The organism is Agromyces sp. NPDC029043 (assembly GCF_055564615.1).
On record NZ_JBVHVX010000002.1, the window covers coordinates 103,169 to 128,984 of the forward strand.

At 74.7% G+C, this 25,816-nt stretch carries 28 protein-coding genes; 14 read left to right on the plus strand and 14 right to left on the minus strand.

Annotated elements, in window-relative coordinates:
* Position 1: 1 nt before the first annotated feature.
* Together ACZ4TW_RS04185 and ACZ4TW_RS04190 are read right to left on the minus strand one after the other, a co-directional pair.
* Entirely contained in the window at positions 2–373 is a 372-nt protein-coding gene (locus tag ACZ4TW_RS04185) for a nuclear transport factor 2 family protein (RefSeq protein ID WP_465540469.1), read from the minus strand.
* Between the two features lie 83 nt (positions 374–456).
* A complete protein-coding gene (locus ACZ4TW_RS04190) occupies positions 457–2,712 on the minus strand; it encodes a heavy metal translocating P-type ATPase (RefSeq protein WP_465540471.1) in 2,256 nt (751 codons plus the stop codon).
* 159 nt (positions 2,713–2,871) lie between these two features.
* Between ACZ4TW_RS04190 and ACZ4TW_RS04195 the strand changes: the two genes are divergently transcribed.
* The 5 genes from ACZ4TW_RS04195 to ACZ4TW_RS04215 all read left to right on the plus strand — a co-directional run bounded on the left by ACZ4TW_RS04195 (position 2,872) and on the right by ACZ4TW_RS04215 (position 8,731).
* Positions 2,872–5,727 (plus strand): cation-translocating P-type ATPase, encoded by a 2,856-nt coding sequence (locus ACZ4TW_RS04195; RefSeq protein ID WP_465540473.1) that lies wholly within the window; start codon positions 2,872–2,874, stop codon positions 5,725–5,727.
* Positions 5,728–5,810: 83 nt separating this feature from the next.
* Positions 5,811–6,803 carry an NAD-dependent epimerase/dehydratase family protein gene (locus ACZ4TW_RS04200; protein ID WP_465540474.1) on the plus strand — a complete coding sequence of 331 codons (993 nt, stop codon included), beginning with the start codon at positions 5,811–5,813 and terminating at the stop codon, positions 6,801–6,803.
* Between the two features lie 69 nt (positions 6,804–6,872).
* Positions 6,873–7,157, plus strand: coding sequence for an SHOCT domain-containing protein (locus ACZ4TW_RS04205; RefSeq protein ID WP_465540476.1), 285 nt, complete (start codon positions 6,873–6,875; stop codon positions 7,155–7,157).
* A 79-nt stretch (positions 7,158–7,236) separates the two neighbouring features.
* Positions 7,237–8,211: an arginase family protein gene (locus ACZ4TW_RS04210; protein WP_465540477.1), complete on the plus strand. Its 975-nt coding sequence runs from the start codon at positions 7,237–7,239 to the stop codon at positions 8,209–8,211.
* A 37-nt stretch (positions 8,212–8,248) separates the two neighbouring features.
* Positions 8,249–8,731, plus strand: coding sequence for a SixA phosphatase family protein (locus tag ACZ4TW_RS04215; protein WP_465540479.1), 483 nt, complete (start codon positions 8,249–8,251; stop codon positions 8,729–8,731).
* A gap of 30 nt (positions 8,732–8,761) precedes the next feature.
* On the opposite strand, the gene ACZ4TW_RS04220 is transcribed toward ACZ4TW_RS04215, so the two are convergent.
* From ACZ4TW_RS04220 to ACZ4TW_RS04240, 5 genes are read right to left on the minus strand one after another with little or no spacing between them, the layout of a single operon-like run.
* Complete coding sequence (locus ACZ4TW_RS04220) at positions 8,762–9,499, minus strand: ABC transporter ATP-binding protein (RefSeq protein WP_465540482.1); 738 nt, start codon at positions 9,497–9,499, stop codon at positions 8,762–8,764.
* A complete protein-coding gene (locus ACZ4TW_RS04225) occupies positions 9,496–10,320 on the minus strand; it encodes an ABC transporter permease (protein WP_465540484.1) in 825 nt (274 codons plus the stop codon). Before ACZ4TW_RS04225 ends, ACZ4TW_RS04220 begins: the two co-directional genes overlap by 4 nt.
* On the minus strand, positions 10,320–11,111 hold the full coding sequence (gene modA, locus ACZ4TW_RS04230; RefSeq protein ID WP_465540486.1) for a molybdate ABC transporter substrate-binding protein: 792 nt from the start codon (positions 11,109–11,111) through the stop codon (positions 10,320–10,322). Before modA ends, ACZ4TW_RS04225 begins: the two co-directional genes overlap by 1 nt.
* Before the next feature lie 5 nt (positions 11,112–11,116).
* The gene (locus tag ACZ4TW_RS04235) at positions 11,117–11,533 is read right to left on the minus strand and encodes a TOBE domain-containing protein (protein ID WP_465540488.1); all 417 of its coding nucleotides are present in this window, start codon (positions 11,531–11,533) and stop codon (positions 11,117–11,119) included.
* A 60-nt stretch (positions 11,534–11,593) separates the two neighbouring features.
* A complete protein-coding gene (locus tag ACZ4TW_RS04240) occupies positions 11,594–12,253 on the minus strand; it encodes a GNAT family N-acetyltransferase (protein ID WP_465540490.1) in 660 nt (219 codons plus the stop codon).
* Positions 12,254–12,470: 217 nt separating this feature from the next.
* Here ACZ4TW_RS04240 and ACZ4TW_RS04245 point away from each other — a divergent pair, with 217 nt between their 5' ends.
* From ACZ4TW_RS04245 to ACZ4TW_RS04260, 4 genes are read left to right on the plus strand one after another with little or no spacing between them, the layout of a single operon-like run.
* Positions 12,471–13,559 carry a ThiF family adenylyltransferase gene (locus ACZ4TW_RS04245; protein ID WP_465540493.1) on the plus strand — a complete coding sequence of 363 codons (1,089 nt, stop codon included), beginning with the start codon at positions 12,471–12,473 and terminating at the stop codon, positions 13,557–13,559.
* Positions 13,559–14,761, plus strand: coding sequence for a molybdopterin molybdotransferase MoeA (locus tag ACZ4TW_RS04250; protein WP_465540494.1), 1,203 nt, complete (start codon positions 13,559–13,561; stop codon positions 14,759–14,761). Before ACZ4TW_RS04245 ends, ACZ4TW_RS04250 begins: the two co-directional genes overlap by 1 nt.
* On the plus strand, positions 14,758–15,888 hold the full coding sequence (gene moaCB, locus ACZ4TW_RS04255) for a bifunctional molybdenum cofactor biosynthesis protein MoaC/MoaB (RefSeq protein WP_465540496.1): 1,131 nt from the start codon (positions 14,758–14,760) through the stop codon (positions 15,886–15,888). The genes ACZ4TW_RS04250 and moaCB overlap by 4 nt, the downstream gene beginning before the upstream one ends.
* Positions 15,881–16,312: a molybdenum cofactor biosynthesis protein MoaE gene (locus ACZ4TW_RS04260; RefSeq protein WP_465540498.1), complete on the plus strand. Its 432-nt coding sequence runs from the start codon at positions 15,881–15,883 to the stop codon at positions 16,310–16,312. Before moaCB ends, ACZ4TW_RS04260 begins: the two co-directional genes overlap by 8 nt.
* Before the next feature lie 450 nt (positions 16,313–16,762).
* On the opposite strand, the gene ACZ4TW_RS04265 is transcribed toward ACZ4TW_RS04260, so the two are convergent.
* Genes ACZ4TW_RS04265 through ACZ4TW_RS04285 form a run of 5 tightly spaced genes read right to left on the minus strand, consistent with a single transcriptional unit; the run spans position 16,763 to position 20,362 of the window.
* A complete protein-coding gene (locus tag ACZ4TW_RS04265) occupies positions 16,763–17,071 on the minus strand; it encodes a MoaD/ThiS family protein (RefSeq protein WP_465540500.1) in 309 nt (102 codons plus the stop codon).
* Positions 17,064–18,131 carry a GTP 3',8-cyclase MoaA gene (gene moaA, locus ACZ4TW_RS04270; protein ID WP_465540501.1) on the minus strand — a complete coding sequence of 356 codons (1,068 nt, stop codon included), beginning with the start codon at positions 18,129–18,131 and terminating at the stop codon, positions 17,064–17,066. Before moaA ends, ACZ4TW_RS04265 begins: the two co-directional genes overlap by 8 nt.
* A 43-nt stretch (positions 18,132–18,174) precedes the next feature.
* A complete protein-coding gene (locus ACZ4TW_RS04275; RefSeq protein ID WP_465540503.1) occupies positions 18,175–18,450 on the minus strand; it encodes a DUF6457 domain-containing protein in 276 nt (91 codons plus the stop codon).
* Entirely contained in the window at positions 18,447–19,112 is a 666-nt protein-coding gene (gene mobA, locus ACZ4TW_RS04280; RefSeq protein WP_465540505.1) for a molybdenum cofactor guanylyltransferase, read from the minus strand. Before mobA ends, ACZ4TW_RS04275 begins: the two co-directional genes overlap by 4 nt.
* Positions 19,109–20,362 carry a molybdopterin molybdotransferase MoeA gene (locus tag ACZ4TW_RS04285; protein WP_465540508.1) on the minus strand — a complete coding sequence of 418 codons (1,254 nt, stop codon included), beginning with the start codon at positions 20,360–20,362 and terminating at the stop codon, positions 19,109–19,111. The genes mobA and ACZ4TW_RS04285 overlap by 4 nt, the downstream gene beginning before the upstream one ends.
* A gap of 93 nt (positions 20,363–20,455) precedes the next feature.
* Between ACZ4TW_RS04285 and ACZ4TW_RS04290 the strand changes: the two genes are divergently transcribed.
* From ACZ4TW_RS04290 to ACZ4TW_RS04310, 5 genes are all read left to right on the plus strand, one after another.
* Positions 20,456–21,049 carry a sulfite oxidase-like oxidoreductase gene (locus ACZ4TW_RS04290; protein WP_465540510.1) on the plus strand — a complete coding sequence of 198 codons (594 nt, stop codon included), beginning with the start codon at positions 20,456–20,458 and terminating at the stop codon, positions 21,047–21,049.
* A complete protein-coding gene (locus ACZ4TW_RS04295; RefSeq protein WP_465540512.1) occupies positions 21,046–21,855 on the plus strand; it encodes an FAD-binding oxidoreductase in 810 nt (269 codons plus the stop codon). Before ACZ4TW_RS04290 ends, ACZ4TW_RS04295 begins: the two co-directional genes overlap by 4 nt.
* Complete coding sequence (locus tag ACZ4TW_RS04300; protein WP_465540515.1) at positions 21,855–22,112, plus strand: DUF6510 family protein; 258 nt, start codon at positions 21,855–21,857, stop codon at positions 22,110–22,112. Before ACZ4TW_RS04295 ends, ACZ4TW_RS04300 begins: the two co-directional genes overlap by 1 nt.
* A 92-nt stretch (positions 22,113–22,204) precedes the next feature.
* Positions 22,205–22,426, plus strand: a complete 222-nt coding sequence (locus tag ACZ4TW_RS04305; RefSeq protein ID WP_465540516.1) for an amphi-Trp domain-containing protein — start codon at positions 22,205–22,207, stop codon at positions 22,424–22,426.
* A gap of 93 nt (positions 22,427–22,519) precedes the next feature.
* Positions 22,520–22,816, plus strand: a complete 297-nt coding sequence (locus ACZ4TW_RS04310; RefSeq protein WP_465540519.1) for a DUF503 domain-containing protein — start codon at positions 22,520–22,522, stop codon at positions 22,814–22,816.
* A gap of 16 nt (positions 22,817–22,832) precedes the next feature.
* Here the strand turns inward: ACZ4TW_RS04310 and hutI are convergent, their stop codons facing one another.
* On the minus strand, positions 22,833–24,086 hold the full coding sequence (gene hutI, locus ACZ4TW_RS04315) for an imidazolonepropionase (protein ID WP_465540521.1): 1,254 nt from the start codon (positions 24,084–24,086) through the stop codon (positions 22,833–22,835).
* Positions 24,087–24,104: 18 nt separating this feature from the next.
* Positions 24,105–25,793, minus strand: coding sequence for a urocanate hydratase (gene hutU / locus ACZ4TW_RS04320; protein ID WP_465540523.1), 1,689 nt, complete (start codon positions 25,791–25,793; stop codon positions 24,105–24,107).
* Positions 25,794–25,816: the final 23 nt, after the last annotated feature.

Here is a 25,816-nt window from a genome sequence, read left to right on the forward strand (position 1 = left end):
GCTATCCGACGTGCGGCCCGAGCGGCGTTCCCTGGTGGAACAGCATGCGCGGCCGGTCGCCGGCGATGCGCCAGAGCGAGCTGCGCCGGCTGCGCATGCCGTCGGCGTCGAGCGTGTAGGTCAGCAGCGCGAGGTCGGGTGCGAGGAGCTCGACGTGCTCCCCGGTGACGACGGCCGACTGCACGTCGACCGCGTCGGGACCGGTCATGACCTCGATGAGCTCGTCGCGCGTCCAGAGCCGCCCGCTGCGCCCGATCTCGCGGAACGACTCGTGGAGCAGGTCCTCCAGGCTCGTCGGGTCGCGTCGCACCTCGGGTTCGAGCAGGCGGCGCTCGGCTCCCGTCACCATCACCGCGATCGCCTCGTCGTCCATGGCGCGAGCCTACGCCGTCGACCCGGCCGGTGCCGAGGGCCGGACCGGGCGGACCGCCGCCCGCTCCGGTCCTCGGTGAGCGGTCAGGCTCGCTCGAGCGCGGCGCGGGCCGACGCCTCGGGGCGCAGGTCGAGCCGGCGCAGCAGCTGCGCGTTCGCCGCGACGATGATCGTCGAGAGCGACATCAGCAGGGCGCCGACCGACATCGGGAGCACGAACCCGATGGGCGCGAGCACGCCCGCGGCGAGCGGCACCGACACGAGGTTGTAGCCGGCAGCCCACCAGAGGTTCTGCTGCATCTTGCGGTACGACGCCCGGGACAGCTCGATCACCGAGAGCACCGAACGCGGATCGCTCGAGGCGAGGATGACGCCCGCCGACGCGATCGCGACATCCGTGCCGGCGCCGATCGCGATGCCGACGTCGGCCTGCGCGAGCGCGGGGGCGTCGTTCACGCCGTCGCCGACCATCGCGACCGAGAGGCCCTCGCCCTGGAGCTCCTGGACCTTGGCGGCCTTGTCCTCGGGCCGTACGCCCGCGAAGACGCGGTCGATGCCGAGCTCGGCCGCGACCGTTCGAGCCACCGGCTCGGCGTCGCCCGTGATCATCACGACCTGCACGCCGACCGCGTGCAGCGCGTCGACGGCCTCGCGCGACTCCGGCCGGATCTCGTCGGCGAGCGCGATCACGCCCGCGACCTCGGGCCCCCCTGAGCCGGTCGACGGGTGGTCGATCACGACGTGCAGCACGGTCGAGCCGCGCTCGGCCCACGCGGCCGACTCGGGCAGCGGCGCGAGGCCCTCGCGGGCGAGCAGCCCCGGGCCGCCCACGTGCACGGTGCGCCCGGCGACCTCGGCGCTCACGCCGACCGCGGCCGACGCCTCGAAGCCGGATGCCGCCTGCAGGGCGAGCGAGCGACGGCCCGCCTCGGCGACGATGGCCTTCGCGAGGGGGTGCTCGGAGTCGTGCTCGGCGGATGCGGCGAGGGCGAGCACCTCGTCGAGGTCGTGCCCCGGCGCGGCCGCGGCATCCGTGACCACCGGCTCGCCCTTCGTGAGCGTGCCGGTCTTGTCGAAGAGGACGGCCTGCACGGTGCGCATGGTCTCGAGCGCGAGGCGGTCGGTGACGAGCACGCCGCCGCGGGCCGCGCGCTCGGTCGCGATCTGCACGACGAGCGGGATGGCGAGGCCGAGCGCGTGGGGGCAGGCGATGACGAGCACGGTCACGGTGTGGATGACGCCCTCGTCGGGCAGCCCGGCGATCGCCCACGCGACGGCGGTGACCGCGGCGGCGCCGAGCGCGAACCAGAACAGCCAGCCGGCCGCGCGGTCGGCGAGCCGCTGTGCGCGCGTGCTCGATGCCTGGGCCTGTGCGACGAGCCGCTGGATGCCCGCGAGCGCGGTGTCGTCGCCGACCGCGCCCACGCGCACGCGGATCGCGGTGTCGGTGGCGACCGTGCCCGCGACGACGTGGTCGCCGGGGCCGCGGCTCACGGTGCGGGACTCGCCGGTGATCATCGACTCGTCCATCGCGGCGGTGCCGTCGAGCACGTGGCCGTCGGCCGGCACGCGACCGCCGGGACGCACGATGACGACGTCGCCGACGGCGAGCTCGGACGGCGGCACGGTCTCGACGGTGGTCGTGCCATCCGGTGCCGGGATCACGCGCTCGGCCTCATCGGGCAGGAGCGCAGCGAGCGCGTCGAGCGCCGACGAGGTCGCCGCGAGCGAGCGCATCTCGAGCCAGTGGCCGAGGAGCATGATGACGATGAGGAGCGCGAGCTCCCACCAGAAGTCGAGGTGGTGCGGGAAGATCCCGAGGCTCGCGCCGAGCGAGGCGACGTAGGCCACCGTGATGGCGAGCCCGATGAGCAGCATCATGCCTGGCTTGCGGGCCTTCAGCTCCGACCACGCGCCCGTGAGGAACGGCGAACCGCCCCAGAAGTACAGCACCGAGCCGAGCACCGGCGGGATCCACGTCACGATGGGGCTGTCGGGCAGCTCGTAGCCGATGAGGTCGGCGAACATGCCGCTGAACGCGATCGTCGGGATGGCGACGACGAGCATGATCCAGAAGAGGCGGCGGAACTGCGCGACGTGGTCGCCGTGCCCGGCGTGCCCTGCATGTGCGTCGGCGTGGCCGCCGGCATGCGCCGCGTGACCCGCGGCGGCGTCGTGCCCGTCGTGACCGCCGTGGGCCGCGTGCATCTCGTGCCCTGCGTGCACCTCGTGCCCTGCGTGCGCGTCGTGCTCGGCACGCGCCTCGTGCCCCGCCTGGGCCTCGGTCGCGAGGGTGTCGGATGTCGCGTGGTGCGCGTGCTCGTCGTGGTGCGTGTCCATGGTGACCTCCGGGACGGTGCCGTCGAAACTATACCCCTAGGGGGTATAAGCCACAACCGGTTCCACGGAGCGATCATTCCGGGTTCCCGCGCTCGCCGCATCCTCCGGCAGGTCTTCCGTCCGTTGCGACCCCGACCGGAGCGCCCGGAGGATGGAACCATGGCCGCGGTTCCGCCACACACCTCGATCGGGCTCGACCCGGCACGCACCGCCGCCGATGAGGTGGCACGCCGTCTCGACGTCGATCCCGAGCGCGGCCTGGCCACCGAGGTCGCCGCGGCGCGCCTGGCCGGCCACGGTCCCAATGAACTGCGCAGCGCCGTGCGGAATCCGCTGTGGCGGCGCGCCGCCGCGCAGGTGTCCGACCCCCTCATCCTGCTGCTGCTCGCGGCGGTCGCGATCTCGGTCGTCGCCTGGATCGTCGAGGGCGCCGAGGGCTGGCCCATCGATGCGATCGTGATCCTCGGCATCATCGTGCTGAACGCGGTGCTCGGACTCGTGCAGGAGTCGCGCGCCGAGCGCGCCGTGGCAGCGCTCGCGGTGATGACGCAGGCCCACTCGACCGTGCTCCGAGACGGCCGGCTGCGCACCGTCGCGAGCACCGAGCTCGTTCCCGGCGATGTCATCGTGCTCGCGGAAGGCGATCAGGTCGGCGCCGACGCCCGGCTGTTCCGGGCGTCCGCGCTCCACGTGGCGGAGGCCTCGCTCACCGGCGAGAGCGCGCCGGTGGCGAAGGATACCGAGACGCTCGCCCGGGACGTGCCGCTCGGCGACCGCCGCAACATGGTCTTCAAGGGCACCGCGGTGAGCCGCGGCACCGGCCGCGCGATCGTGACGGCCACCGGAATGTCGACGCAGATGGGCGCGATCGCGACCATGCTCGACGAGACCGAGGACGAGCCCACGCCGCTGCAGGTCGAGGTCGGCCACCTCGGTCGCATGCTCGGCCGGATCGTGGTGGCGATCGCGATCGTGGTCATGCTGACGGTCGCGCTCGTGCAGGGCGTGAGCACCCCGGCGGAGTTCGTGACCGTGCTGCTCCTCGGCGTCTCGCTCGCCGTCGCGGCGGTGCCCGAGGGGCTGCCGGCGATCCTGTCGCTCGTGCTCGCGCTGGGGGTGCAGCGGATGGCGCGGCGCAATGCCGTGGTCAAGTCGCTCTCGAGCGTCGAGACGCTCGGCTCCGCATCCGTGATCTGCACCGACAAGACGGGCACGCTCACCACGAACCAGATGACGATCCAGCGCGTCGTGACCGCGTCGGGGACCGTCGACCTCGGCGGGGTCGGGTACGAGCCGGTCGGGGCCGCGACGATGAAGGGCCGGCCGCTCGAGCCGGGACCCGCGCGCCTCGAGGCGCAGCTCGTGCTCGGCGCCGGGTCGCTCGCCAACGACGCGCAGCTCGCCGAGCGCGGAGGCGAGTGGGCGATCGAGGGCGACCCGACCGAGGCGGCGTTCCTCGTGGCGGCCCGCAAGCTCGAAGGCACGGCGGCCGAGGCGGCGCGCTACGCGCGAGTCGGCGAGGTGCCCTTCAGCTCCGAGCGCAAGATGATGTCGACCGCCCACCGGCACGAGCGAGGCGACCTCGTGGTGCTGAGCAAGGGTGCGCCCGACGTGCTGCTGCGCCACTGCACCCGCATCCAGGTCGGCACCGACGTCGTCGCGCTCGACGCGGTGCGGCGGGCGCGCGCGCTCGCCGAGGCCGAGGCGCTGTCCGAGGAGGCCTTCCGCACGATCGGGGTGGCGTACCGTCCGGCGCCCGAGCTCGAGGGCGGCGACGGGCGGGCGGATGCCGCGGGCTTCGACGAGTCCGCGGAGGAGGACCTCGTCTACGCGGGCGTCGTGGGCATCATCGATCCGCCCCGACCCGAGGTGCGGCCTGCCGTCGCGGAGGCGCGCGCCGCCGGCATCCGCGTCGTCATGATCACGGGCGACCATCCGGCGACCGCGGCGCGCATCGCCCGCGACCTCGGCATCATCGACGACGACGGGATCGCGCTGCCGGGCGCCCGGCTCGACGGCATGGACGAGCGCCAGCTCCGCGACGCGGTGCGCACGGTCTCGGTGTTCGCGCGGGTCGCGCCCGAGCACAAGCTGCGGATCGTCGACGCGCTGCAGGCCGAGGGGCTGGTGGTCGCGATGACGGGCGACGGCGTGAACGACGCGCCGGCCTTGAAGTCGGCCGACATCGGCATCGCGATGGGCATCACCGGCACCGAGGTCACGAAGGAGGCGGCGGACATGGTGCTCGCCGACGACGACTTCGCCACCATCGTGCACGCCGTGCGTGAGGGCCGGGGCATCTTCGACAACATCCGGAAGTTCCTGCGCTACCTCCTCTACTCGAACATGGGCGAGGTGCTCACCGTGTTCCTCGGCGTCGTGTTCGCCGGCGCGCTCGGCTTCACGGCGGCGAGCGACGGCGGGCTCGTGCTGCCCCTGCTGGCGACCCAGATCCTGTGGATCAACCTCGTCACCGACTCCGGCCCGGCGCTGGCGATGGGCGTCGACCCCGAGATCGACGACGTGATGGCCCGGCCCCCGCGCGGCATCCACGACCGCGCCATCGATCTCGGCATGTGGATCGGCATCGGCGTGACGGGCCTCGTGATCGCGGTGACGACGCTGCTCACGATGGACGTGTTCCTGCCCGGCGGCCTCGTGCCCGGAGGCACCGACTCGTTCGAGGTGGCTCGCACGGCCGGCTTCACGACGCTGGTGTTCTCGGGGCTGTTCACGGCGTTCAACGCGCGGTCGGCGACCTCGAGCGCGTTCCGCGGGCTGTTCACGAACGGCTGGCTCTGGGGCGCGGTGCTGCTCGCGGTCGTGCTGCAGGTCGCGGTCGTGTCGCTGCCGGCGTTGCAGGTCGCATTCGGCACCGCGCCGCTCGACGCCGCGCACTGGGCGGTCTGCGCGGCGATGGCGTCGGTGGTGCTCTGGGTCGAGGAACTGCGCAAGCTCGGCGTGCGCGTGGTGATGCGACGGCGAGCGGATGGCCCGAGGCCGGTGGCCGCGTAGCCGCGGAGCGGCGTCCCGAGACCCCGGTTCGCGCTGCGTGAACATGCGCGCGAGCGGCGCGCCGCCCGTGCTGGGATGAGCGCATGGACCTGCTCATCCTCGGTGGAACCCAGTGGCTCGGACGTGCGCTCGCCGAGGAGGGGCTCGCGCGCGGGCATCGCGTGACGTGCCTCGCGCGCGGCGAGTCGGGCGCGGTCGTGGCCGGCGCCGACCTCGTCGTCGCCGACCGGGATGCGGCGGGCCCGGCCGCATACGACGCCGTGGCCGGGCGCGACTGGGATGCCGTGATCGACCTCACGCGGCAGCCCGGGCACGCGCGCCGCGCGGCCGCCGCGCTCGCCGGGCGGGCGCGGCACGTGACGTTCGTCTCGTCGTGCAGCGTGTACGCTCGCCACGACGAACCCGGCGCCGACGAGTCGGCCGCGCTGCTGCCGCCGCTCGACGACGACGAGTCCACGCCCGAGACGTACGGCGAGGCGAAGGCGGCGTGCGAGGCGGCCTGGCGCGACGCGGGCCCCGCGCGGCTCCTCGTCGTCCGTCCGGGACTCATCGCGGGCCCGGGCGACCCGTCCGACCGCGCGGGCTACTGGGTCGCCCGCTCGGCGCGCGACGGCGAGCCCATGCTCGTGCCCGACATCCCGGATGCCGCGGTGCAGGTCATCGACGTGCGCGACCTCGTCGGCTTCGTGTTCGACGCCGTCGAGCGCGGGCTCGCGGGCACGTTCAACGCGGTCGGGCCCCGGACGAGCTTCGCGGACTGGCTGGCCATGTCGCGCGAGGCCGGCGGGCACCACGGCGAGGTCGTCGCGGCATCCGCCGACCGTCTCGCCGAGCTCGGCGTGGCGGAGTGGTCGGGACCCGATTCCCTGCCGCTCTGGATCGCCGACCCGACGTGGCACGCGTTCCTCGACCGGTCCAACGCGGCCGCGGTGCGCGAGGGACTCGGGCTGCGGACGACGCGCGAGCTCCTCGACGGCCTGCTCGCCTGGGAGCGCGAGGCCGGACTCGAGCGCGAGCGACGCGCGGGCCTCGGTGCGACGCGGGAGCGCGAGCTCGTTCAGGCCCTTCGGCCCTGACCGGCGCCGCGCCGGCGACCTACGATCGCGGCAGCGGGGCCGCTGGCCCCGGACTCGGAGGTGGGACGCGTGTTCTGGGATCACTACGGGATGGGGTGGGGCTGGAGCTGGGTCTGGCTGCTCCTGCCGATCCTGCTCGTCGTCGCGGCGGTGGTCGTCGTGATCGTGCTGCTGACGAACCGGTCCGACGCCGCGCACCATCCCGGGCCGCCGCCCGGGCATCGCGCCGCGCCCCACGTGGGCACCGCACGAGCCATCGCCGCGGAGCGACTCGCGCGCGGTGAGATCACGCCCGACGAGTACCGGGAGATCGTGCGCGCGCTCGACGAGACGCCGAGGCCACCGGGCGGGTGATCCACTTGGGTCCGGGATCGCAGACGCGACGCCGACGGCGACGCACGCGCCGCGGCATGCGCCTCAGTAGCGTCGTGGCATGACCCTCTCGCACGACCCGCTCTGGCCCCGCGCGGGCGACTGGCCGCGCCTCGAGGAACTGGCCCCGGGTGCGCGGGTCGACCTGGCCCTGCTCGGCGTGCCCGCCTGGCGCACCTCGCTCTCGCCCACGAACGCGCACGCGACCCCGGCCGCCGTCCGCGACGCGCTGCGGCGCTACAGCGCGGCGCTCATGCCCGACCGGTCGGCGGCGGTGGCGACGGCGACGGACGGCCCGGCGCCCGCCGCCCGTCCGGCAGGCATCGTCGACCTCGGCGCGCTCGCCCACGCCGACGCGGGCGACGTCGAGGAGCCCGACGGAGCGGCCGGCGAGGAGCGCACGCGCGCGCGGGTCGCCGAGGTGCTCGCGCGCTCGGCCGCGCTCGTGGCGCTCGGCGGCGACAACTCGGTGACGTACGCGACCGCGCTCGGCGCGTGGGGCGACGACCTCGGGCGCGCGGGCCTCGTCACGATCGACGCCCACTACGACCTGCGCGACGGCGTCTCCAACGGCTCGCCCGTGCGGCGACTCGTCGAGGCGGGCCTCGATCCGACCCGGATCGTGCAGGTCGGCATCCAGGACTTCGCGAACTCGGCCGCCTACGCGCGCCGGGCGGCCGAGCTCGGCATCACGGTGATCCACCGCGACGAGCTGCACCGCCGTGCACCTGCCGACGTGATGGCCGAGGCGCTCGACGTGGCGGGCGCCGCGGGCGGTCCGGTGCACCTCGACGTCGACGTCGATGCGTGCGACCGCTCCGTCGCCCCCGGCTGCCACGCGTCGGTCCCGGGCGGGCTCGCGGCATGGGAGCTGCGCGCCCTCGTCCGTGCCGCGGCATCCGATCGGCGCGTGCGCAGTGCCGACCTGGTCGAGATCGACGCGACGGCCGACGCGCCCGACGGCCGCACGGTGCGCCTCGCCGCGCTGTGCGTGCTCGAGCTCGCCGCGGGGATCGCGACACGGGTCACCGCCTGAGGGTGCCGCCGCCGGCGAGCGGTGGCAGACTCGGCGCATGAAGACGCTGGTGCTCGTCCGCCACGCCAAGTCCGCGTGGGGTGATCCGACGCTCGCCGACCACGACCGTCCGCTCAACGACCGCGGTCGCCACGATGCGCCCGAGATGGGCCGTCGCATCCGAGAACGCGGCATCGTGCCCGGCGCGATCCTGTCGAGCACGGCGGTGCGTGCGCGGAGCACTGCGGAGGCGATCGCGGAGCAGCTCGGCGTCGCGCCCGGCACGCTCACGCTCGACGAGCGGCTCTACGGCTCGTCGCCCGAGACGATCCTCGATGTCGTCGCGGGGCTCGACGACGAGGTGACGACCGCGCTCGTGGTCGCGCACGACCCCGGCATGTCCGACCTGGCGTTCCGGCTCTCGGGCGAGATCGACCACATGCCCACGTGCGCGGTCGCGGAGTTCCGGTTCGCCGCGTGGTCGTGGGCCGAGATCGCGGACGCCGAGCCGGTCGAGGTGCACCTCGACACGCCCCGCTGAGCGCGGCCGCGGCAGAGCGGCCGGGGGCGTTCAGTCCGCGGATGCCGCGAGCATCCGCCGCACGTAGGGCGTCGCCGGCTCGGCGGCGAGCTCGGCGAGCGTGCCCCGCTGCGTGACGCGGCCGCCCTCGAGCACGAGCACGGCGTCGGCGAGCGCCGCAGCGTCGGCCGGGCTGTGCGTCACGAGCACGGTCGCGCCCCCGAACTCGCGGACGTGCGCGGCGAGCTCGGCGCGCATGTCGTCGCGCAGCTCGACGTCGAGCGCCGCCATGGGCTCGTCGAGCAGCAGCACGTCGGGCTCCGCGGCGAGGGCCCGCGCGAGGGCCACGCGCTGCGCCTGGCCCCCCGAGAGCTCGCCCGGCAGGCGGTCGGCGAGTGCCGTGAGCCCGTACCGCTCGAGCCACGGCTCGGTCGCCGCGCGCGCCGCCGCCCGCGACCCGCGCATGCGCGCCGCGAACGCCACGTTGTCGCGCACCGTGAGGTGCGGGAACAGCACGTAGTCCTGGAACACGACGCCCACGCGACGCCGCTCGGGAGGCAGCCCGTCGACGACGCGTTCGCCGATGCGCACGCCGCCGGCCTCGACGGGCACGAGGCCCGCCACCGCGGCGAGCAGCGTCGTCTTGCCCGCGCCGTTCGGGCCGATCACGGCGAGCGGATGTCCCGGCGCGACGTCGAACGCGGCGGTGACCGTGTGGGCGGCGCGCGTGACGGTCACATCGGCGTGGAGCACCGGATGCCCCGGCGAGGAGGCGGTCGCGGGCGTCATCCGCGAACCCCCGGCGTCCATCGGTCGCGAAGCAGCAGCAGCACGCCGACCGAGACGGCGAGCAGCAGCAGCGCGAGCGCGACCGCCTCGTCGGGGTCGGTCTGCATCGCGAGGTAGCTCGCGATCGGCAGCGTGCGGGTCACGCCCGGCAGCGAGCCCGCGAACGTGATCGTGGCGCCGAACTCGCCGAGTGCGCGCGTGAAGCAGAGGATCGCGCCCGCCGCGACGCCGGGTGCGACGAGCGGGAGCGTGACGTGCCGGAACACCTGCGCCCGCGAGGCGCCGAGCGTGGCGGCGGCGAGCTCGGTGCGGCGGTCGGCCGAGCGCAGCGCGCCCTCGACCGCGAACACGAGGAAGGGGAGGGCGACGAAGACCTGGGCGAGCACGACGGCGCCGGTCGTGAACGGCACCGTGATGCCGAACCGGTCCGCGAGCACGCCGCCGACGAGTCCGCGGCGCCCGAGCAGCAGGAGCAGGGCGATGCCGCCGACGACCGGGGGCAGCACGAGCGGCACGGTCACGACGGCGCGCAGCAGCCGGCGGGGGAGCACCGCCCAGCCGGCCGACCTGGCGAGCAGCGCCGCGAGCGGCACACCGAGCACGAGGCACGCGGCGGTGGCGAGCACTGCCGTCACGAGGGAGAGCACGAGCGCCTCGACCACGGATTCGCGCGTGACGAGCTCGGCCAGCTCGCCCCACGGCGCGCGCACGACGAGCGCGACGAGCGGAAGGACGAGGAAGGCCAGGCCGACCGCCGCGAGCACGGCGACCGGCCACGCGAGCCGACCGATGGCGCGCGGGGCGGCGCCGGGGCCGGTCATCACGGCGCCCCGAACCCGAGCCGTTCGAGCACCTCGCGCGCCTCGGTGCCGGTCGCGAAGGCGACGAACGCCTGCGCGGCCTCGGGATCGCGCGCGTCGGCGAGCGCCGCGACCGGGTAGCGGTTGACGACGGATGCCGCGCCCGGCACCTCGATGCCCTCGACCGCGTCGCCCGCCGCGAGCACGTCGGTGCGGTACACGAGGGCCGCGTCGATCTCGCCGAGCGACACCTTCGTGAGCACCGCCTTCACGTCGGACTCGAGCGTGTCGGGCTGCGCGACGACGCCCTCCGCGTCGAGCAGCGTCGCCGACGCCGCGCCGCACGGGACGGACTCGTCGCACAGTGCGACGCGCAGCTCGCTGCGCGCGAGGTCGTCGAGCCCCGCCACCGCACCCGGGTTGCCGGCCGGCACGACGAGTTCGAGCGTGTTCGTCGCGAACACGGCCGGGTCGGCCGCGAGGCCCGCGTCGACGAGCGTCTGCATCGGCGGTTCGGCCGCCGCGGCGAGCACGTCGGCGGGCGCGCCCTCGACGACCTGCTGCGCGAGCGCCGCGCTGCCGCCGAGGTTCAGGACCACCTCGATCGACGGATGGCGCGCCTCGAAGCGGTCGGCGAGCTCCGCGAACGGCTCGGTGAGGGATGCCGCGGCGAACACCGTGAGCGTGCCGGCTCGGAGTTCGTCGGACGACACGGGTGCGCCGCCGCCGGCGGCGCCGCCCGCGGGCGCGCACGCGGCCAGCGAGAGGGCGACGCCCGCGACGCCCGCGAGTGCGGCCGCGCGCCGAGGCATCCGCGTCACGCGTCGGCCCCCGGCGGCAGCTCGATCGAGACGACGGTGGCCTTGGCGCTCGCCGCAGCGAGCACACCGGGCTCGAGGCCCAGCTCGTCGGCGGCCTCGCGGCTCATGAGCGAGACGATGCGGAACGGGCCGGCGCGCAGCTCGACCTGCGCCATGACGCCGTCGCGGTGCACGGCCGTCACGATCCCGACGAAGCGGTTGCGCGCCGACGCGCGCGCGAGCGGGAACGCGTCGGCGAGGGCCCCGCCCTCGGGCTGGTCGGCGAGCAGCCGCACGAGCTCGGCGCCCTCGACGACCTGCATGCCGTTGGCCGCGCGGCCGAGCGCCAGGCGGCCCTGGTCGGCCCAGCGGCGAACGGTGTCGTCGCTCACGCCGAGCAGGGCGGCGGCTTCGCTGATGCGGAAGCGCGTCACGGTCGCCGCCGCGGATGCGTCGTCATTCCCCGATCATAGCCGCAGATGCGGCGCACGGGCTCAGCTGCGGGGGTGGAGCTCGCGCCAGCGATCGGCGGTGAGCACCATGATGCGCTCCGCCCCGCCGGTCGGCCCCTCCTCGAAGCCGAGCCGCTCGGCGAGCGCCTTCGACGCCGAGTTCGCCCACGCCATGTGCGCCTCGCAGCGAGCCGAGCCGAGCCGGTCGAACGCGAGCTCGAGCATCGCCTCGGCGGCCTCGCGGGCATACCCCCGGCCCTGCCACTGCGGACCGATGACCCAGCCCACGTCGACGCGCCGGTCGGCGCGATCGAGCGAGCGCAGGTGCAGCGAGGCGTCGCCGATGAGCCGGCCGTCGAGCACGACCGCCAGCGCGAGGAAGTCGTCGAGCTGCTCGAGCCGCGTGTGCCGCGTGCGATGCGCGAGGTGCACCAACGACTCCGCGCGTGTGCGGAGCGGCCACGACAGGTGCTCGACCACGCGCGGGTCGGACTGCAGCGCGTACCACTCGTCGGCGTCGGAGAGCCGGTGGGGCCGGAGGAGCAGCCGTTCAGTGCGGATGACCGGCGACCGGACGCCGTCGGGGATCCGCGGCCCGCGCATGAACCGGGGGCGCTGCGGCACCATCGAGCGCAGCAGCCTCGCGACGGAATGCCCCTCGTGGTCGCCCACCTCGGGAGGCCCCTCGCTCGTGCGGCTCATGCTCGACCCTTCGTGACGCTGGCGCGGTACGGGCCTCGGTCGCGACCCGTTTCGGTCAGGCGCCCGGCGCGGAGCCTCGGCGTGTCGCCGACACCCGGTCCGTGGGCCATGGGATAACGCTACGCCCGGATGCTGAGAAAGCGTCAGGCGTTGCGCGGATATCATCGCGCGCGATATGCGGGGCGCCGCCGCCGACCGCTCCTGCGAGAATCGAGGGATGGCGGCCATCGACCCCGGCGCACCCCGATACGCCCGGCAGCGCGTGCTGCCGGGATTCGGCACCGCCGGCCAGCAACGCCTCGCCGACGCCCACGTGGTGGTTTTGGGAGCGGGCGGGCTCGGCAGCGCGGTCATCCCGCCGCTCGCCGCGTCCGGCGTCGGCCGGATCACGATCGTCGACGACGACCGGGTCGACGTCACCAACCTCCACCGCCAGACGCTGCACGCCGACGCCGACATCGGGCGTCGCAAGGTCGACTCGGCGACGGAGTCGGCCGCCCTCGTCGCGCCCGACGCCGAGCTGCTCGGAGTGCCCGTCCGATTCGACGAGGGCAATGCCGACGAGCTGATCGACGGTGCCGACCTCGTGATCGACGGCACCGACGACATCCGTACCCGGTACGTCGCCGACGCGGCGGCGGCGCGGGCGGGCATCCCGCTCGTGTGGGGCTCGGCCGCCCGGTTCTCCGGGCAGGTCGGGGTCTCGTGGGAGGCGCGCGGCGTCTCCTACCGCGACCTGTTCCCCGAGCCGCCCGCCGACGCCGGCCTCAGTTGCGAGGTCGACGGGATCCTCCCGAGCGTGTGCACCGTGACCGGCGGACTCATGGCGGGCGAGGCGCTCAAGCTGCTCACCGGCCTCGGCGAGCCGCTCATCGGCCGGGTCGCGGTCTACGACGCGCTCACTGGCCGCACCCGCGAGATCGCGTACGCGCGCGCCGAGGGCGGACACGACGCGCCGGTCTTGACGCCCGCGCACCCCCCTGCCGTCATCCCCGAGGTGGACGCCGCCGCGCTCGCGGCCGAGCTGGCCGCCGGGACGCCGCTGCTGCTGCTCGACGTGCGCGAGCCGTGGGAAGCCGACCTCGTCGCGCTTCCCGGCTCGACGCTCATCCCGCTGCACGAGCTCGGCGGCCGGGCGGGCGAGCTCGACCCCGCGGCATCCGTCGTCGTCTACTGCCACCTCGGCGTGCGGTCGCGACTGGCCGCCGAGCACCTCGCGGGGCTCGGGTTCGCGCGCGTGCGCAACCTCGCCGGCGGGATCGATGCCTGGTCGCGAACGGTCGACGCGAGCCTGGAGCGCTACTGATGCCCGATCGCGTTCCCGTCGAGGAGCACGCGCGGTTCGTGCGGTCGCTGCTCGCCCCGCTCGGCGCCCGGCCGACCGAGCGCATCGCGACCGACGCCGCGCTCGGCCGCATCACCGCCTCGCCCGTGGAGTCGCCGATCGCGCTGCCGCCGTTCCGCAACGCGCAGATGGACGGATTCGCGGTCCGAGCCGCGGATGTCGCGCACGCCCCGATCGTGCTGCCCGTCGCCGGCGAGGTGGCCGCAGCGCCGGGGGCACCCGCGGCGCTCGTGGCCGGCACGGTGGTGCGCATCATGACCGGCGCACCCGTCCCCGCGGGCGCCGACGCGATCGTGCCCGTCGAGGACACCGAGCCCGACGGTCGCGGGGGCGGCGCCGTGCGCATCCTGCGGGCCCGCGCGGCGGGGGAGTACGTGCGCGAGGCCGGGTCCGACCTCCGGGCCGGGGCCGACGTGCTGCCGGCCGGCATCCGGCTCGCGCCCCGCCACCTCGCGGCCGCCGCGGCGTCCGGCCTCACCGAGCTGCTGGTGCGCGAGCGCGTCCGCGTCGCCGTCGTCAGCACCGGCAGCGAGCTGGTGGCTCCGGGCGGCGCTCTCGGACCGGGCGAGATCCCCGACGCGAACGGCATCGCACTGGTCGCGGGCGTCGAGGCCGCGGGCGCGGTGGTCGTGCACACGGCGCGCGTGCGCGACGACGTCGGGCGGCTGCGCGACGAGCTCGACGCGGCGGTCGACGCCGGGGCCGAGCTCGTCTTGACGAGCGGCGGCATCTCGAAGGGCGCGTACGAGGTCGTGCGCGAGCTCATCGAGCCGCTCGGCGCGTGGGTGGGGTCGGTCGCGATGCAGCCGGGCGGTCCGCAGGCCACGGGGGTCTTCCGCGGCGTGCCCCTCATCGGCTTCCCCGGCAACCCGGTGAGCGCGCAGCTCTCGTTCGCGCTGTTCGTCGCGCCGACGCTGCGTGCCATCGCGGGGCTGGCGCCGGTTCGCGCCGAGCGGATGCCGCTGGCCGAGGCCGTGACGTCCATCCCGGGTCGCCGGCAGTACCTGCGCGGGCGGCGCCTGCCGACCGGGCAGGCCGCTCCGGTCGGCGGACCCGGTTCGCACCTGGTCGCCGCGCTCGCGGCATCCGACCTGCTCATCGTCGTGCCCGAGAGCGTCACGTCGCTCGATGCCGGCGATCTCGTGGATACCGTGGACCTATGAGCTCGCTCACGCACCTCGACGACGACGGCCGCGCGCGCATGGTCGACGTCGGCGGCAAGCCGGTCACGCACCGCGTCGCGATCGCCGAGGGACGACTCGACACGACGCCCGAGGTGGTCGGCCTCGTCCGCAGCGACCGCCTGAGGAAGGCCGACGTGCTGCCGACCGCGCGCATCGCGGGCATCTCGGGCGCCAAGAGGACCAGCGAACTGATCCCGCTCGCGCACATCGTGCCGCTCGACGCGGTGTCGATCGAGTTCGGCTTCGAGGAGGCGGCCGTCACGATCCGGGCGACGGTCTCGACCACCGCCCGCACGGGCATCGAGATGGAGGCGCTCACGGCGGTCGCGATCGCAGGGCTCACGCTGCACGACATGGTCAAGGCCGTCGACCCCGCGGCGCGGCTCGGCGACATCCGCCTGGTCGAGAAGCGCGGCGGCAAGCGCGGCGTCTGGCGGGCCGATGAGGAGGCCCCCGGTGCTGCAGTCGGACGGGAAACGCCCGTACCGGGACCCGACGCGGATGCCGCGCCCTCGCGTCGCGCGATCGTGCTCGTCGCCTCGACCCGCGCCGCCGCCGGCACCGCCGCCGACGCGACCGGACCCGTGATCGCGCACTGGCTCGCCGAGCACGGCCTCGAGTCCGGTGCCCCCCGCGTGGTCGCCGACGCCGACATCGCCGACGCGCTGCGCGCCGCGGTCGACGAGCGGCCCGCCGTCGTCCTCACCACAGGTGGCACCGGGGTCAACCCGCACGACCGCACGCCCGAGGCCACGCGCGCGGTGCTCGACCAGGAGCTGCCTGGCGTGGCCGACGCGATCCGCGCCGCGGGGCGCACCACGACGCCGACCGCGGCGCTGAGCCGCGCGCTCGCCGGCGTGGCCGGCCGCACGATCGTCGTCAACCTGCCGGGCTCGCGCGGCGGCGTCGCCGACGGCCTCGCGGTGCTCGACGACCTGCTGCCGCACCTGCTCGACCAGGTCGCGGGCGGGGACCACGCACCGCGCGGCCGTCACCCGCGAGGTGACGCGGCCGAGCACGGGCACGAGGCGCACGGCGCAGCCGTCGCGCCGGCCGGCAGCGGCGAGGCCGATCGCCTCGAGCACGGAGGCGCCCCGCATGCCTGAGTCCGACCGGCCGGCCGAGGTCTTCGCACGCGTCACGACCGATCAGCTCGACCGTGCCGCGATCGAGGCGTTCGTGCTGAAGCGACAGGATGGCGCCCTGGTCACGTTCGAGGGCGTCATCCGCGACCACGACCATGGCGACGCCGTGACGGCCCTCGACTACGAGGCGCACCCCGAGGCCGAGCGGTTCCTCCGCGAGACCTGCGCCGAGGTCGCGAGCGAGACCGGCCTGAGGGTCGCCGCGGCCCATCGAGTGGGCTCGCTCGCGATCGGCGACGTCGCGCTCGTGGCCTCCGTCGCCGCCCCGCACCGCGCCGAGGCCTTCGCGGCGTGCGCGCTGCTCGTCGACCGCATCAAGGAGCGCACGCCGATCTGGAAGCGCCAGCACCTCGAGGGCGGCACGACGGAGTGGGTCAACCTCTGACGCGTGGTCGCCTACGCGCCCGCCCGCGCCGCGACGTCCGTCGGCACGCAGCCGGGTTGCGGCACGATCGGTCGTCTCGCGGTGCCGACCGGCGCTCCGAAGACCATCCCCTCGTAAGATCCCCGGTACTCCGGTACTTCCCTACTCCGGTACTCCGGTACTCCGGTACTCCGGTACATCCCTACCCCGGTACTCCAGTACGCCGGTACTCCGGTACCTCCCTGCCTCGGTACTTCGGTACTCCGGTACTCCGGTACTCCGGTACTCCGGTACTCCGGTACCCCAGTACTCCGGTACGTCGATAGTCCGGTACTTCGGTACTTCGGTACGTCGATAGTCCGGTACTTCGGTACTTCGGTACTTCGGTACTCCGGTACCGGGAAGTGAGAAGGGAACGTTTCCTCCGAGCGGGAGGCGTGTCGATGGCGGCGACCGGCGAGCGGCGAGCGATCAGCCGCCCGCGAAGGGCGGCAGCACGTCGACCTGCGCGCCGATGGGCGCGGCGGGGTCGCGGCGGACGACGCCGTCGACGAGGAACGACCCGTTCGCGACGACGCGCGCCATCGCCGGGCCGTAGCGGCCGACGAGCAGGTCGCGCAGGGCGCCGACCGTCGGCGCGAGCCCGCCCGGCCCGCCGAGGTCGAGCCGCTCCTCCTCGACGCCCGCCGCCTCGGCGGCCGATGCGAAGTACCGGACGAGCACCGTTCGCGTCGCGCTCCCCGTGCCCGTCGCGCTCGCCGTGGTCGCGACCTCACCCACCGATTCCTCCCATCGTCCGGACGGGGCGGACGAAGTCGAGGTCGTCGATGCCGTGCCCGGCCTTCTTGCCCCACATCGCGGCGCGCCAGCGGTCGGCGAGCTCGGCATCGGACGCGCCCGAGCGGAGCAGCCCGCGCAGGTCGGTCTCGTCGTCGCCGAACAGGCACGAGCGCACGGAGCCCTCGGCGGTCAGCCGGGTGCGATCGCACGCCCCGCAGAACGGCCTCGTGACCGACGCGATGACGCCGACCGTGTCGGGGCCTCCGTCGACGAGCCACTCCTCGGCCGGTGCCGCCGGGTCCTCGCGGCCGACAGGCGCGAGCGTGAAGCGCGAGCGGAGCACCGCGAGCAGCTCGGCGGCGTCGACCATGTTGTCGCGCTTCCACGCCTCGTCGGCGTCGAGCGGCATCTGCTCGATGAAGCGGAGGCGGCAGCCGTGTTCGATCGCCCAGGCGAGCAGGTCGGGAGCGTCATGCAGCGTCTCGCGCATGAGCACGGCGTTGACCTTGAGCGGGCCGAGACCGGCGCGGTGGGCACCCGCGATGCCCGCCAGCACGGCGGGAAGCCGGTCGCGCCGCGTCAGCCGGGTGAAATGCTCCCGGTCGAGCGTGTCGAGCGACACGTTGACGCGGGAGAGACCGGCATCGCGGAGCGCCTCGGCCTTGCGATCGAGTCCGATGCCGTTCGTGGTCATCGACAGCGGCGTGCCCGGAGCGGCCTCCGCGCTGAGCCGCACGATCTCGACGAGGTCGGGCCGCGTGAGCGGCTCGCCGCCCGTGAAGCGCACCTCGCGGACGCCGAGGTCGCGTACCGCGATGCCGACGAGTCGCGCGATCTCGGCGGGCGAGAGCAGCTCGTCACGCGGGATCACCGGGAGCCCCTCGGCGGGCATGCAGTAGGTGCAGCGCAGCGAACAGGCCGACGTGATCGAGATGCGCAAATCGTGCGCGACCCGCCCGAAGCGGTCGACGAGCGCCGGCGTGTCGGGGCGGCCGTCGACCGACGGCGCCTCGGAGGGCGACCGCCGCACCGTCGGCATCCCGAGCGCGAGCGTCGTCATGCACCCACCCTAAGCGTCGCCCGGGTGCGTGCGACCCCGGATGTCACATCGCCGACCCGCCCGAGCCGCCGCGCTGCTCGGCGAGCGCGCCGAGCCGGTCGGCGAGCGCCTCGAGATCGTCGGTGGACCGCCCCGACCCGACCGCGAGGCCGAGCAGGAACGTCGTCACCGGCGCCGCCGGGCGGGCGACGCCGTGCGCGGCGCGGCGGGCGAGCTCGAGCACGGTGCCGATCGGCACCTCCGACGGGTCGATGCCGAGCTGCGGGGCGGCCTCGGCGACCCACTCGTCGAGGACCTCGGGGTGCTGCGATCCGGTCATGGCGATGCCTCCTGTCGTGCGGCGCGTGCCTCGGCGAGGTCGTGCCACGTGTCGATGTCGCGGGTCGTGCCGTCGTCGGCGACGATGGTGAGGTGGAGGGATGCGGCGAGCCGGCGCATCGCGGCGCCATGCACGGCCGCGGGGTCGCCGTCGGCCCCGCGCAGCGCCTCGAACGCGCCGGTGAGCGCCGCACGGGAGTACACGGCCGCGAGCCACTGGGTGCGACCGGACGCGTCGACGAGGCAGACGCCGTCGGCGGATGGCGCGGTCGCGCGCGCCGCGACGAGCCGGGCGACCGCGGCCTCGGCGTCGGGCATGTCGCACGCGAGCACGAGGACGTCGGCGGCAGAGGGGCCCGGCGCGCGCCCTTCGGGGGCTCCTCGAGCCCCGAGGGTGACGAGGGCGTCGAGCCCTGCGGCGAGCGCCGCCACTGGGCCGCCGAACGGCGGGTCTTCGCGCACCACGAGGCAGCCGGGCGCCTCGAGCTCGGGCGGCCCGACGACCACGATCCGCTCGCACCCGGCCGCGCGGGCGGCAGCGATCGAGGTCGCGAGCAGGCTGCGCGCGCCCACCACGAGCCCGGGCTTGCTCTCACCGTCGAGCCGCTCGGCGCGCCCGCCGGCGAGGATGACGGCGTCGAGCCGCTCGGCTCGCCCGCTCATCGAGTGATCGCCACCTCGACGAGGTCGCCCGCGGCGACGTGCTCGACATCCTCAGGTACGATCGCGAACCCGTCGGCCGCGGCGAGCCCCGCGGCCAGGTGGGAGCCGGCGCCGCCCGCAGTGGCCCGGCGCACTGCCGGGCGCCCGTCTCGGGCCGAGAGCGCGACGGGCATGTACTGGCGGCGTCCGCCGGGGGAGCGCCATCCGTCGTCGACGACCGCAAGCCAGGTCGCGCGCCGAACGTCGTCGCGGCCGAGCATCCGCTGCAGGGCCGGCCGCACGAACGCCTCGAACGACACCGCGACGCTGACGGGGTTCCCGGGCAGGCCGAACACGGGCGTGCCACCGGGCAGCGCGCCGAACGCCTGCGGCTTGCCCGGCAGCATCGCGACGCGCGCGAAGCCGACCGTGCCGAGCTCGCCGAGCACGTGCCGCACGACATCGTGCGCGCCCACGCTCACGCCGCCGGCGAAGACGATGAGGTCGCACGGCCGCCGCGTGTCGAGCCAGCCGAGCAGCGCCTCCGGATCGTCGGGCATCCGCAGCGCCTCGCTGACGACGCCACCGGCCTCGGCGACCAGCGTCGTGAGCAGCAGGGAGTTCGAGTCGTGGATGCGGCCCGGCCCGAGCGGCGCACCCGGCTCGACGAGTTCGCTGCCGGTCGCGACGACGGCCACGCGCGGCGCCGCCGCGACGGGGAGCTCGGCGAGTCCGGCGGCGGCGGCGGCCGCGATCCGGCGCGCGTCGAGCACGACCCCGGCGCCGAGCACGCGATCGCCCGCGTGCAGGTCCTCGCCGCGGCGCCGGATGTGGTGCGCGGGCAGCGGGGCCGTGAGGATCGCGACTCGGGCGGTCCCGCCATCCGTCCGCTCGACCGGCACGACCGCATCGGCGCCCTCGGGGATCGGCGCGCCCGTCATGATGCGCGCCGCCTCTCCGGCGACCACGGTCACGTCGCCGGTCGCGCCGGCGGGCAGGTCGGCGACGACGTCGAGCACGACCGGAGCGTCGGGGGTCGCCGCCGCGACATCCGCGAACCGCACGGCGTAGCCGTCCATGGCCGAGTTGTCGAAGCCCGGCAGGTCGACGCGCGCGTCGACCGGAATCGCGAGCGTCCGGCCCGCGGCATCCGCGAGCCGCACCCCCTCGACGCGGGCGATCGGCGCGACGCCGGCGAGGACGCGCTCGAGGTGCGCGTCCACCGACACGACTGCGGTGACTCCGCCGGACGCCGGCGTGAAGGTCGGCATGAGCCAACGGTATCCCCGCGACCGGTGACATGACGCGCCCGCGTGGATATGGTCGATCCCGACGGCATCCGATCCGAGCGGGAGGAGACGGCCATGTCGTTCATCACGAGGGGCTTCACCGGGCGAGGGCGAGAGCGCGATGACCGGCTGCCGCCCGGGCAGACGCTCGTCGGGGACTTCCCGGTGCTGTCGGCCGGGCCCACGCCCGACATCGACACGGCCGATTGGGCGTTCACGATCCGCACGGAATCGGGCGTCGACCACACCTGGTCGTGGGACGAGTTCATGGAGCTGCCGATCGAGGACGTCAGCACCGACATCCACTGCGTCACGCACTGGTCGAAGCTGGGGACGAGCTGGCGAGGCGTCTCGCTCGACACGCTCTTCGACGGCGTCGACACCGACTACGGCTACACCATGGCGCACAGCTACGGCGGCTACACCACGAACGTGCCGCTCGAGGACCTGCTCGACGGCAAGGCGTGGGTCGCGTTCGAGTTCGACGGAGAGCCGCTCGACCCCGAGCACGGCGGACCGGCGCGCCTGCTCGTGCCGCACCTCTACTTCTGGAAGAGCGCGAAGTGGGTGCGCGGGCTCGAGATGATGGCCGAGGACGAGCCCGGATTCTGGGAGCAGAACGGGTACCACCTGCGGGGCGACCCGTGGAAGGAGGAGCGGTACTGGTGAGCGGCGACGGCGTGGCGGCACCGGTGGCGTCGGCCGGTGCCTCGCCGGTCTCGGCGCTGCGCGCGGTGCCGCGGGCCGGATGGCACGTCGCCACCGTCGCGGCGACGCACCGTGAGACGCCCAATGCCGCCCGCATCGAGCTCGAGGTCGACGGGTGGCCCGGCAACGCCGCCGGCCAGCACCTCGACGTGCGGCTCACCGCGCCCGACGGCTACACCGCCACGCGCTCGTACTCGATCGCGTCGTCGGGCTCGTCGACGCGGGTCGTGCTCGCCGTCGACAAGCTGCCCGACGGCGAGGTGTCGCCGTACCTCGTCGACGAGCTGCGGGCCGGCGATCAGCTCGAGGTGCACGGACCCCTCGGCGCGTTCTTCGTGTGGCGGCCCGCGGCAGCGACGGATGACGCGCGGCCGGTGCAGCTCATCGCCGGCGGCTCGGGCGTGGTCCCGCTGTACGCCATGGCCCAGGCGCACGCCGACACCGGCGATCCGACGCCGTTCCGGCTCCTGTACTCGGTGCGAACCCCCGACGACGTGTACTTCGCCGACGAGTGGCGCGCGCTCGCCGAGGCATCCGCCCCGCTCGATCTCTCCCTCGTCTACACGAGACGCGTGCCCGACCGCTGGCCGACGCCGCCCGGACGCATCACCCGCGACGCACTGGCCGCGGCCGTGATCCCGGCGGCCGATCGCCCGCGCGTCTTCGTGTGCGGCTCGACCGGCTTCGTCGAGCTCGTCGCCGGATGGCTCGTGGAGCTCGGGCACGATCCCCGAGACATCCGCACCGAACGCTACGGAGGCACGTGATGACCGGCCACCTCGACGGCAACGCCCTCGCCGGGCCGCTCGCCGACTTCTTCTCGTTCGACATCACGACCACGACCGGCCGGTGCAACGGCTGCGGCACGGTCGCCGAGTTCGCCCGGGCGATGGTCTACATGAGCGGCGCCGGCACGGTCGTGCGCTGCGCGACCTGCGACAACGTGCTCGCGGTGCTCGTCGACACGGGCGACCGCGCCTGGATCGACCTCGCCGGCGTGAGCGCGATCGAGGTGCGCCGGTAGTCGGGTCCCCGCGGAGGTTCGCGGATGCGGGGCGCTGGTGCGGGCGGGTGGAGGTCGATACGTTCGAGAACACGCCACCAGGAGGAGACACCATGGACCTGTTCGACATCGACGACGCCCAGCACATGAGCCGCGAGGAGGCAGCCGCCAAGCTCCGCACACTCGCCGACGCCCTGGCGAGCAACAACTCGGTCCAGTTCGACCGCGCCGGACGGCGGATCACCGTGCGGATCCCCGACCAGGTCAACCTCAAGGTCGAGGTGGAGCTCGGCGACGAGGGCGAGAACGAGCTCGAGGTCGAGCTCACCTGGTGACCCCCGGCGCCCAGCCTCGATAGGCCGGTCGCGCCTCGTCCGCCGCCGCCGCCGACGATCCCGCACGGAGAGACCGTATGGGAGGCTGGCCGCGTGTGGATCGGGTGGATCGAGTTCGACCTGCTGCTCGGCGACGTGCACTCGCTCAAGCAGAAGCGCGGGGTGCTGAGGCCGCTCATCGCCGAGCTGCGGCGCGCGACCGAGTCGTCCGTCGCCGAGGTCGGAGATCAGGAACTGCATCGCCGGGCCGCGGTCGGGGTCGCGGTGGTCGCGGGTGGTGCCGATCGGGTGACCGAGGTGCTCGACCGCGCCGAGCGGCTCGTCGCCGCGCATCCCGAGTTCACCCTGCTGTCGGCGCGACGGCGCCTGAGGCGCAGCGACGACGACTGATCGCCGGGTGCCGCGGTCAGGCCACGCGCTGGCCGTCCTTCCACGTCTCGGCCACGAGCGGCACGCCCGGCCGGTAGGCGAGGTGCACGTGCGAGGGCGCATCGAGCAGCACCAGGTCGGCGCGCGCGCCGACGCGCAGCATGCCGACATCCGCCCGGCGAAGCGCCGCCGCACCGCCCGCGGTCGCCGCCCACACCGCCTCGGCCGGCGTCATGCCCATGTCGCGCACGGCCACCGCGATGCAGAACGGCATCGAGCTCGTGAAGCTCGACCCCGGGTTGCAGTCGCTCGCGAGCGCGACGGTGACGCCTGCGTCGATCAGGCGCCGCGCGTCGGGGTACGGCTGGCGCGTCGAGAACTCGACGCCCGGCAGCAGCGTCGCGACGGTGGTCGAACCCGCGAGCGCCGCGACATCCGCGTCGGTCAGGTAGGTGCAGTGGTCGACGGATGCCGCGTCGACCTCGACCGCGAGACGGACCCCGTCGCCCGGCCCGAGCTGGTTGCCGTGCACGCGCACGCCCAGGCCCGCTGCGGCGCCCGCCTCGAGGACGCGCCGGGACTGTTCGGCCGTGAACGCGCCCCGCTCGCAGAACGCGTCGACCCAGCGCGCATGCGGCGCGCAGGCAGCGAGCATCTCGCCGGCGACGAGCTCGACGTAGGCGTCGGCACCCGGTCCGTCGGGCTCGGCGAACTCGGCCGGCACGACGTGCGCGCCGAGGAACGTCACCTCGTCGGTGACCTCGCGTGCGAGCCGGGCGAGCCGCTCCTCGTCGGCCACGCTCAGGCCGTACCCGGTCTTGACCTCGAACGTCGTCGTGCCCTGCCGGTGCAGCTCCCGGACGAACTCGGCGAGCCGGGCGCGCAGCTCGTCGTCGCTCGCCGAGCGGGTCGCGGCCACGGTCGAGCGGATGCCGCCCGCCTCGTAGGCGCGCCCCGCCATCCGAGCCGCGAACTCCTCGGCGCGGTCGCCGCCGAACACGAGGTGCGTGTGCGAGTCGACGAAGCCGGGGATGACGGCCCGCCCGGCCGCGTCGACGACCTCGATACGGTGCGGATGCGGCGCGTCGTCGGCGTCTGCCCCCGGTGCGGGCGTCTCGCTTTCGACCCGACCGGCGAGCTGCGCGTCAGCCGACGGCCCGATCCACGTGATCACGCCGTCCTCGGCGAGCAGCGTCGCGTCGCGCACGATGCCGAGCGCGCCGCCCTCGCGGCCGGGCGCCGGGTCGTTCGTGACGAGCTCGCCGATGCCCGTGATCAGCAGTCGCGACACGGGGGGACCCGACATCCGTCAGCCCTCGAGCATCGGCACGCGCAGGCCGCGCTCGTGCGCGACCTCGATGGCCCGCTCGTAGCCGGCGTCGACGTGGCGCATGACGCCGGTGCCCGGGTCGTTCACGAGCACGCGCGCGATCTTCTCGGCCGCGAGGTCGGTGCCGTCGGCGACCACGACCTGCCCGGCGTGGATGGACCGGCCGATGCCGACGCCGCCGCCGTGGTGGATCGACACCCAGGTCGCGCCCGACGCGGTGTTCAGCAGCGCGTTGAGCAGCGGCCAGTCGGCGATCGCGTCGGACCCGTCGGCCATCGACTCGGTCTCGCGGTACGGCGAGGCGACGGAGCCGGAGTCGAGGTGGTCGCGGCCGATCACGACCGGTGCCGAGAGCTCGCCCGAGGCGACCATCTCGTTGAACTTGAGGCCGGCGAGGTGGCGCTCCTGGTAGCCGAGCCAGCAGATGCGCGCCGGGAGCCCCTCGAAGTGCACCTTCTCGCCCGCCTGCTCGATCCAGCGGCGCAGGTGCGCGTCGTCGGGGAACAGCTCGAGGATGGCGCGGTCGGTCGCCGCGATGTCGGCCGGGTCGCCCGAGAGCGCCGCCCAGCGGAACGGTCCCTTGCCCTCGGCGAACAGCGGCCGGATGTACGCCGGCACGAAACCGGGGAAGTCGAAGGCGTGCTCGTATCCGCCGAGCTCGGCCTCGCGGCGGATCGAGTTGCCGTAGTCGAACACCTCGGCGCCGCAGGCCTGGAAGCCCACCATCGCCTCGACCTGCCTGGCCATCGAACGGCGGGCGAGCTCGGTGAACTCGTGCGGGTCGCTCTCGGCGAGCGCGTGCCACTCGCCGACGGAGACGCCCTCGGGCAGGTACGACAGCGGGTCGTGCGCGCTCGTCTGGTCGGTGACGATGTCGATCGGCACGCGACGCTCGAGCAGCTCGGCGAACACCGTGGCGGCGTTGCCGACGAGGCCGACGCTGAGGGGTGTACGCGACGCCTTCGCGGCGAGCACGCGCTCGACCGCCGCGTCGAGGTCGGTCGTCACCTCGTCGAGGTACCCGTGCTCGACGCGCCGGACCAGTCGGGACTCGTCGACGTCGACGATGAGCACGACGCCCTCGTTCATCGTGACCGCCAGGGGCTGGGCCCCGCCCATGCCCCCGCAGCCGCCGGTCAGCGTCAGGGTGCCGGCGAGCGTGCCGCCGAACCGCTTGCGCGCGACCGCGCCGAACGTCTCGTACGTGCCCTGCAGGATCCCCTGCGTGCCGATGTAGATCCACGAGCCGGCCGTCATCTGGCCGTACATCGTGAGGCCGAGCTGCTCGAGCCGGCGGAACTCGGGCCAGGTCGCCCAGTCGCCGACGAGGTTGGAGTTGGCGATGAGCACGCGCGGGGCCCACTCGTGCGTGCGGAACACGCCGACGGGCTTGCCCGACTGCACGAGCAGCGTCTCGTCGGCCTCGAGGTCGCGGAGCGTGCGCACGATCGCGTCGTACGCCTCCCACGAGCGGGCCGCCTTGCCGGTGCCGCCGTAGACGATGAGGTCCTCGGGGCGCTCGGCGACCTCGGGGTCGAGGTTGTTCATGAGCATGCGCAGCGGCGCCTCGGTCTGCCAGCTCTTCGCGCTGAGATCGGTGCCGTGCGCGGCGCGGACGGTGCGGGGACCGGTGACGGCGCCGGTCGAGGTGGGTGCAGCGGTGGTCATGTTCCGATCCCACACCCTCGAGG

Bases quoted from the DNA above. Each gene is read 5' to 3' on its own strand.
- ACZ4TW_RS04185 (WP_465540469.1), bottom strand. From the start codon at position 373: ATGGACGACGAGGCGATCGCGGTGATGGTGACGGGAGCCGAGCGCCGC.
- ACZ4TW_RS04190 (WP_465540471.1), bottom strand. From the start codon at position 2,712: ATGGACACGCACCACGACGAGCACGCGCACCACGCGACATCCGACACC.
- ACZ4TW_RS04195 (WP_465540473.1), top strand. From the start codon at position 2,872: ATGGCCGCGGTTCCGCCACACACCTCGATCGGGCTCGACCCGGCACGC.
- ACZ4TW_RS04200 (WP_465540474.1), top strand. From the start codon at position 5,811: ATGGACCTGCTCATCCTCGGTGGAACCCAGTGGCTCGGACGTGCGCTC.
- ACZ4TW_RS04210 (WP_465540477.1), top strand. From the start codon at position 7,237: ATGACCCTCTCGCACGACCCGCTCTGGCCCCGCGCGGGCGACTGGCCG.
- ACZ4TW_RS04215 (WP_465540479.1), top strand. From the start codon at position 8,249: ATGAAGACGCTGGTGCTCGTCCGCCACGCCAAGTCCGCGTGGGGTGAT.
- ACZ4TW_RS04220 (WP_465540482.1), bottom strand. From the start codon at position 9,499: ATGACGCCCGCGACCGCCTCCTCGCCGGGGCATCCGGTGCTCCACGCC.
- ACZ4TW_RS04225 (WP_465540484.1), bottom strand. From the start codon at position 10,320: ATGACCGGCCCCGGCGCCGCCCCGCGCGCCATCGGTCGGCTCGCGTGG.
- modA (WP_465540486.1), bottom strand. From the start codon at position 11,111: ATGCCTCGGCGCGCGGCCGCACTCGCGGGCGTCGCGGGCGTCGCCCTC.
- ACZ4TW_RS04240 (WP_465540490.1), bottom strand. From the start codon at position 12,253: ATGAGCCGCACGAGCGAGGGGCCTCCCGAGGTGGGCGACCACGAGGGG.
- ACZ4TW_RS04245 (WP_465540493.1), top strand. From the start codon at position 12,471: ATGGCGGCCATCGACCCCGGCGCACCCCGATACGCCCGGCAGCGCGTG.
- ACZ4TW_RS04250 (WP_465540494.1), top strand. From the start codon at position 13,559: ATGCCCGATCGCGTTCCCGTCGAGGAGCACGCGCGGTTCGTGCGGTCG.
- moaCB (WP_465540496.1), top strand. From the start codon at position 14,758: ATGAGCTCGCTCACGCACCTCGACGACGACGGCCGCGCGCGCATGGTC.
- ACZ4TW_RS04260 (WP_465540498.1), top strand. From the start codon at position 15,881: ATGCCTGAGTCCGACCGGCCGGCCGAGGTCTTCGCACGCGTCACGACC.
- moaA (WP_465540501.1), bottom strand. From the start codon at position 18,131: ATGACGACGCTCGCGCTCGGGATGCCGACGGTGCGGCGGTCGCCCTCC.
- ACZ4TW_RS04275 (WP_465540503.1), bottom strand. From the start codon at position 18,450: ATGACCGGATCGCAGCACCCCGAGGTCCTCGACGAGTGGGTCGCCGAG.
- mobA (WP_465540505.1), bottom strand. From the start codon at position 19,112: ATGAGCGGGCGAGCCGAGCGGCTCGACGCCGTCATCCTCGCCGGCGGG.
- ACZ4TW_RS04285 (WP_465540508.1), bottom strand. From the start codon at position 20,362: ATGCCGACCTTCACGCCGGCGTCCGGCGGAGTCACCGCAGTCGTGTCG.
- ACZ4TW_RS04290 (WP_465540510.1), top strand. From the start codon at position 20,456: ATGTCGTTCATCACGAGGGGCTTCACCGGGCGAGGGCGAGAGCGCGAT.
- ACZ4TW_RS04300 (WP_465540515.1), top strand. From the start codon at position 21,855: ATGACCGGCCACCTCGACGGCAACGCCCTCGCCGGGCCGCTCGCCGAC.
- ACZ4TW_RS04305 (WP_465540516.1), top strand. From the start codon at position 22,205: ATGGACCTGTTCGACATCGACGACGCCCAGCACATGAGCCGCGAGGAG.
- hutU (WP_465540523.1), bottom strand. From the start codon at position 25,793: ATGACCACCGCTGCACCCACCTCGACCGGCGCCGTCACCGGTCCCCGC.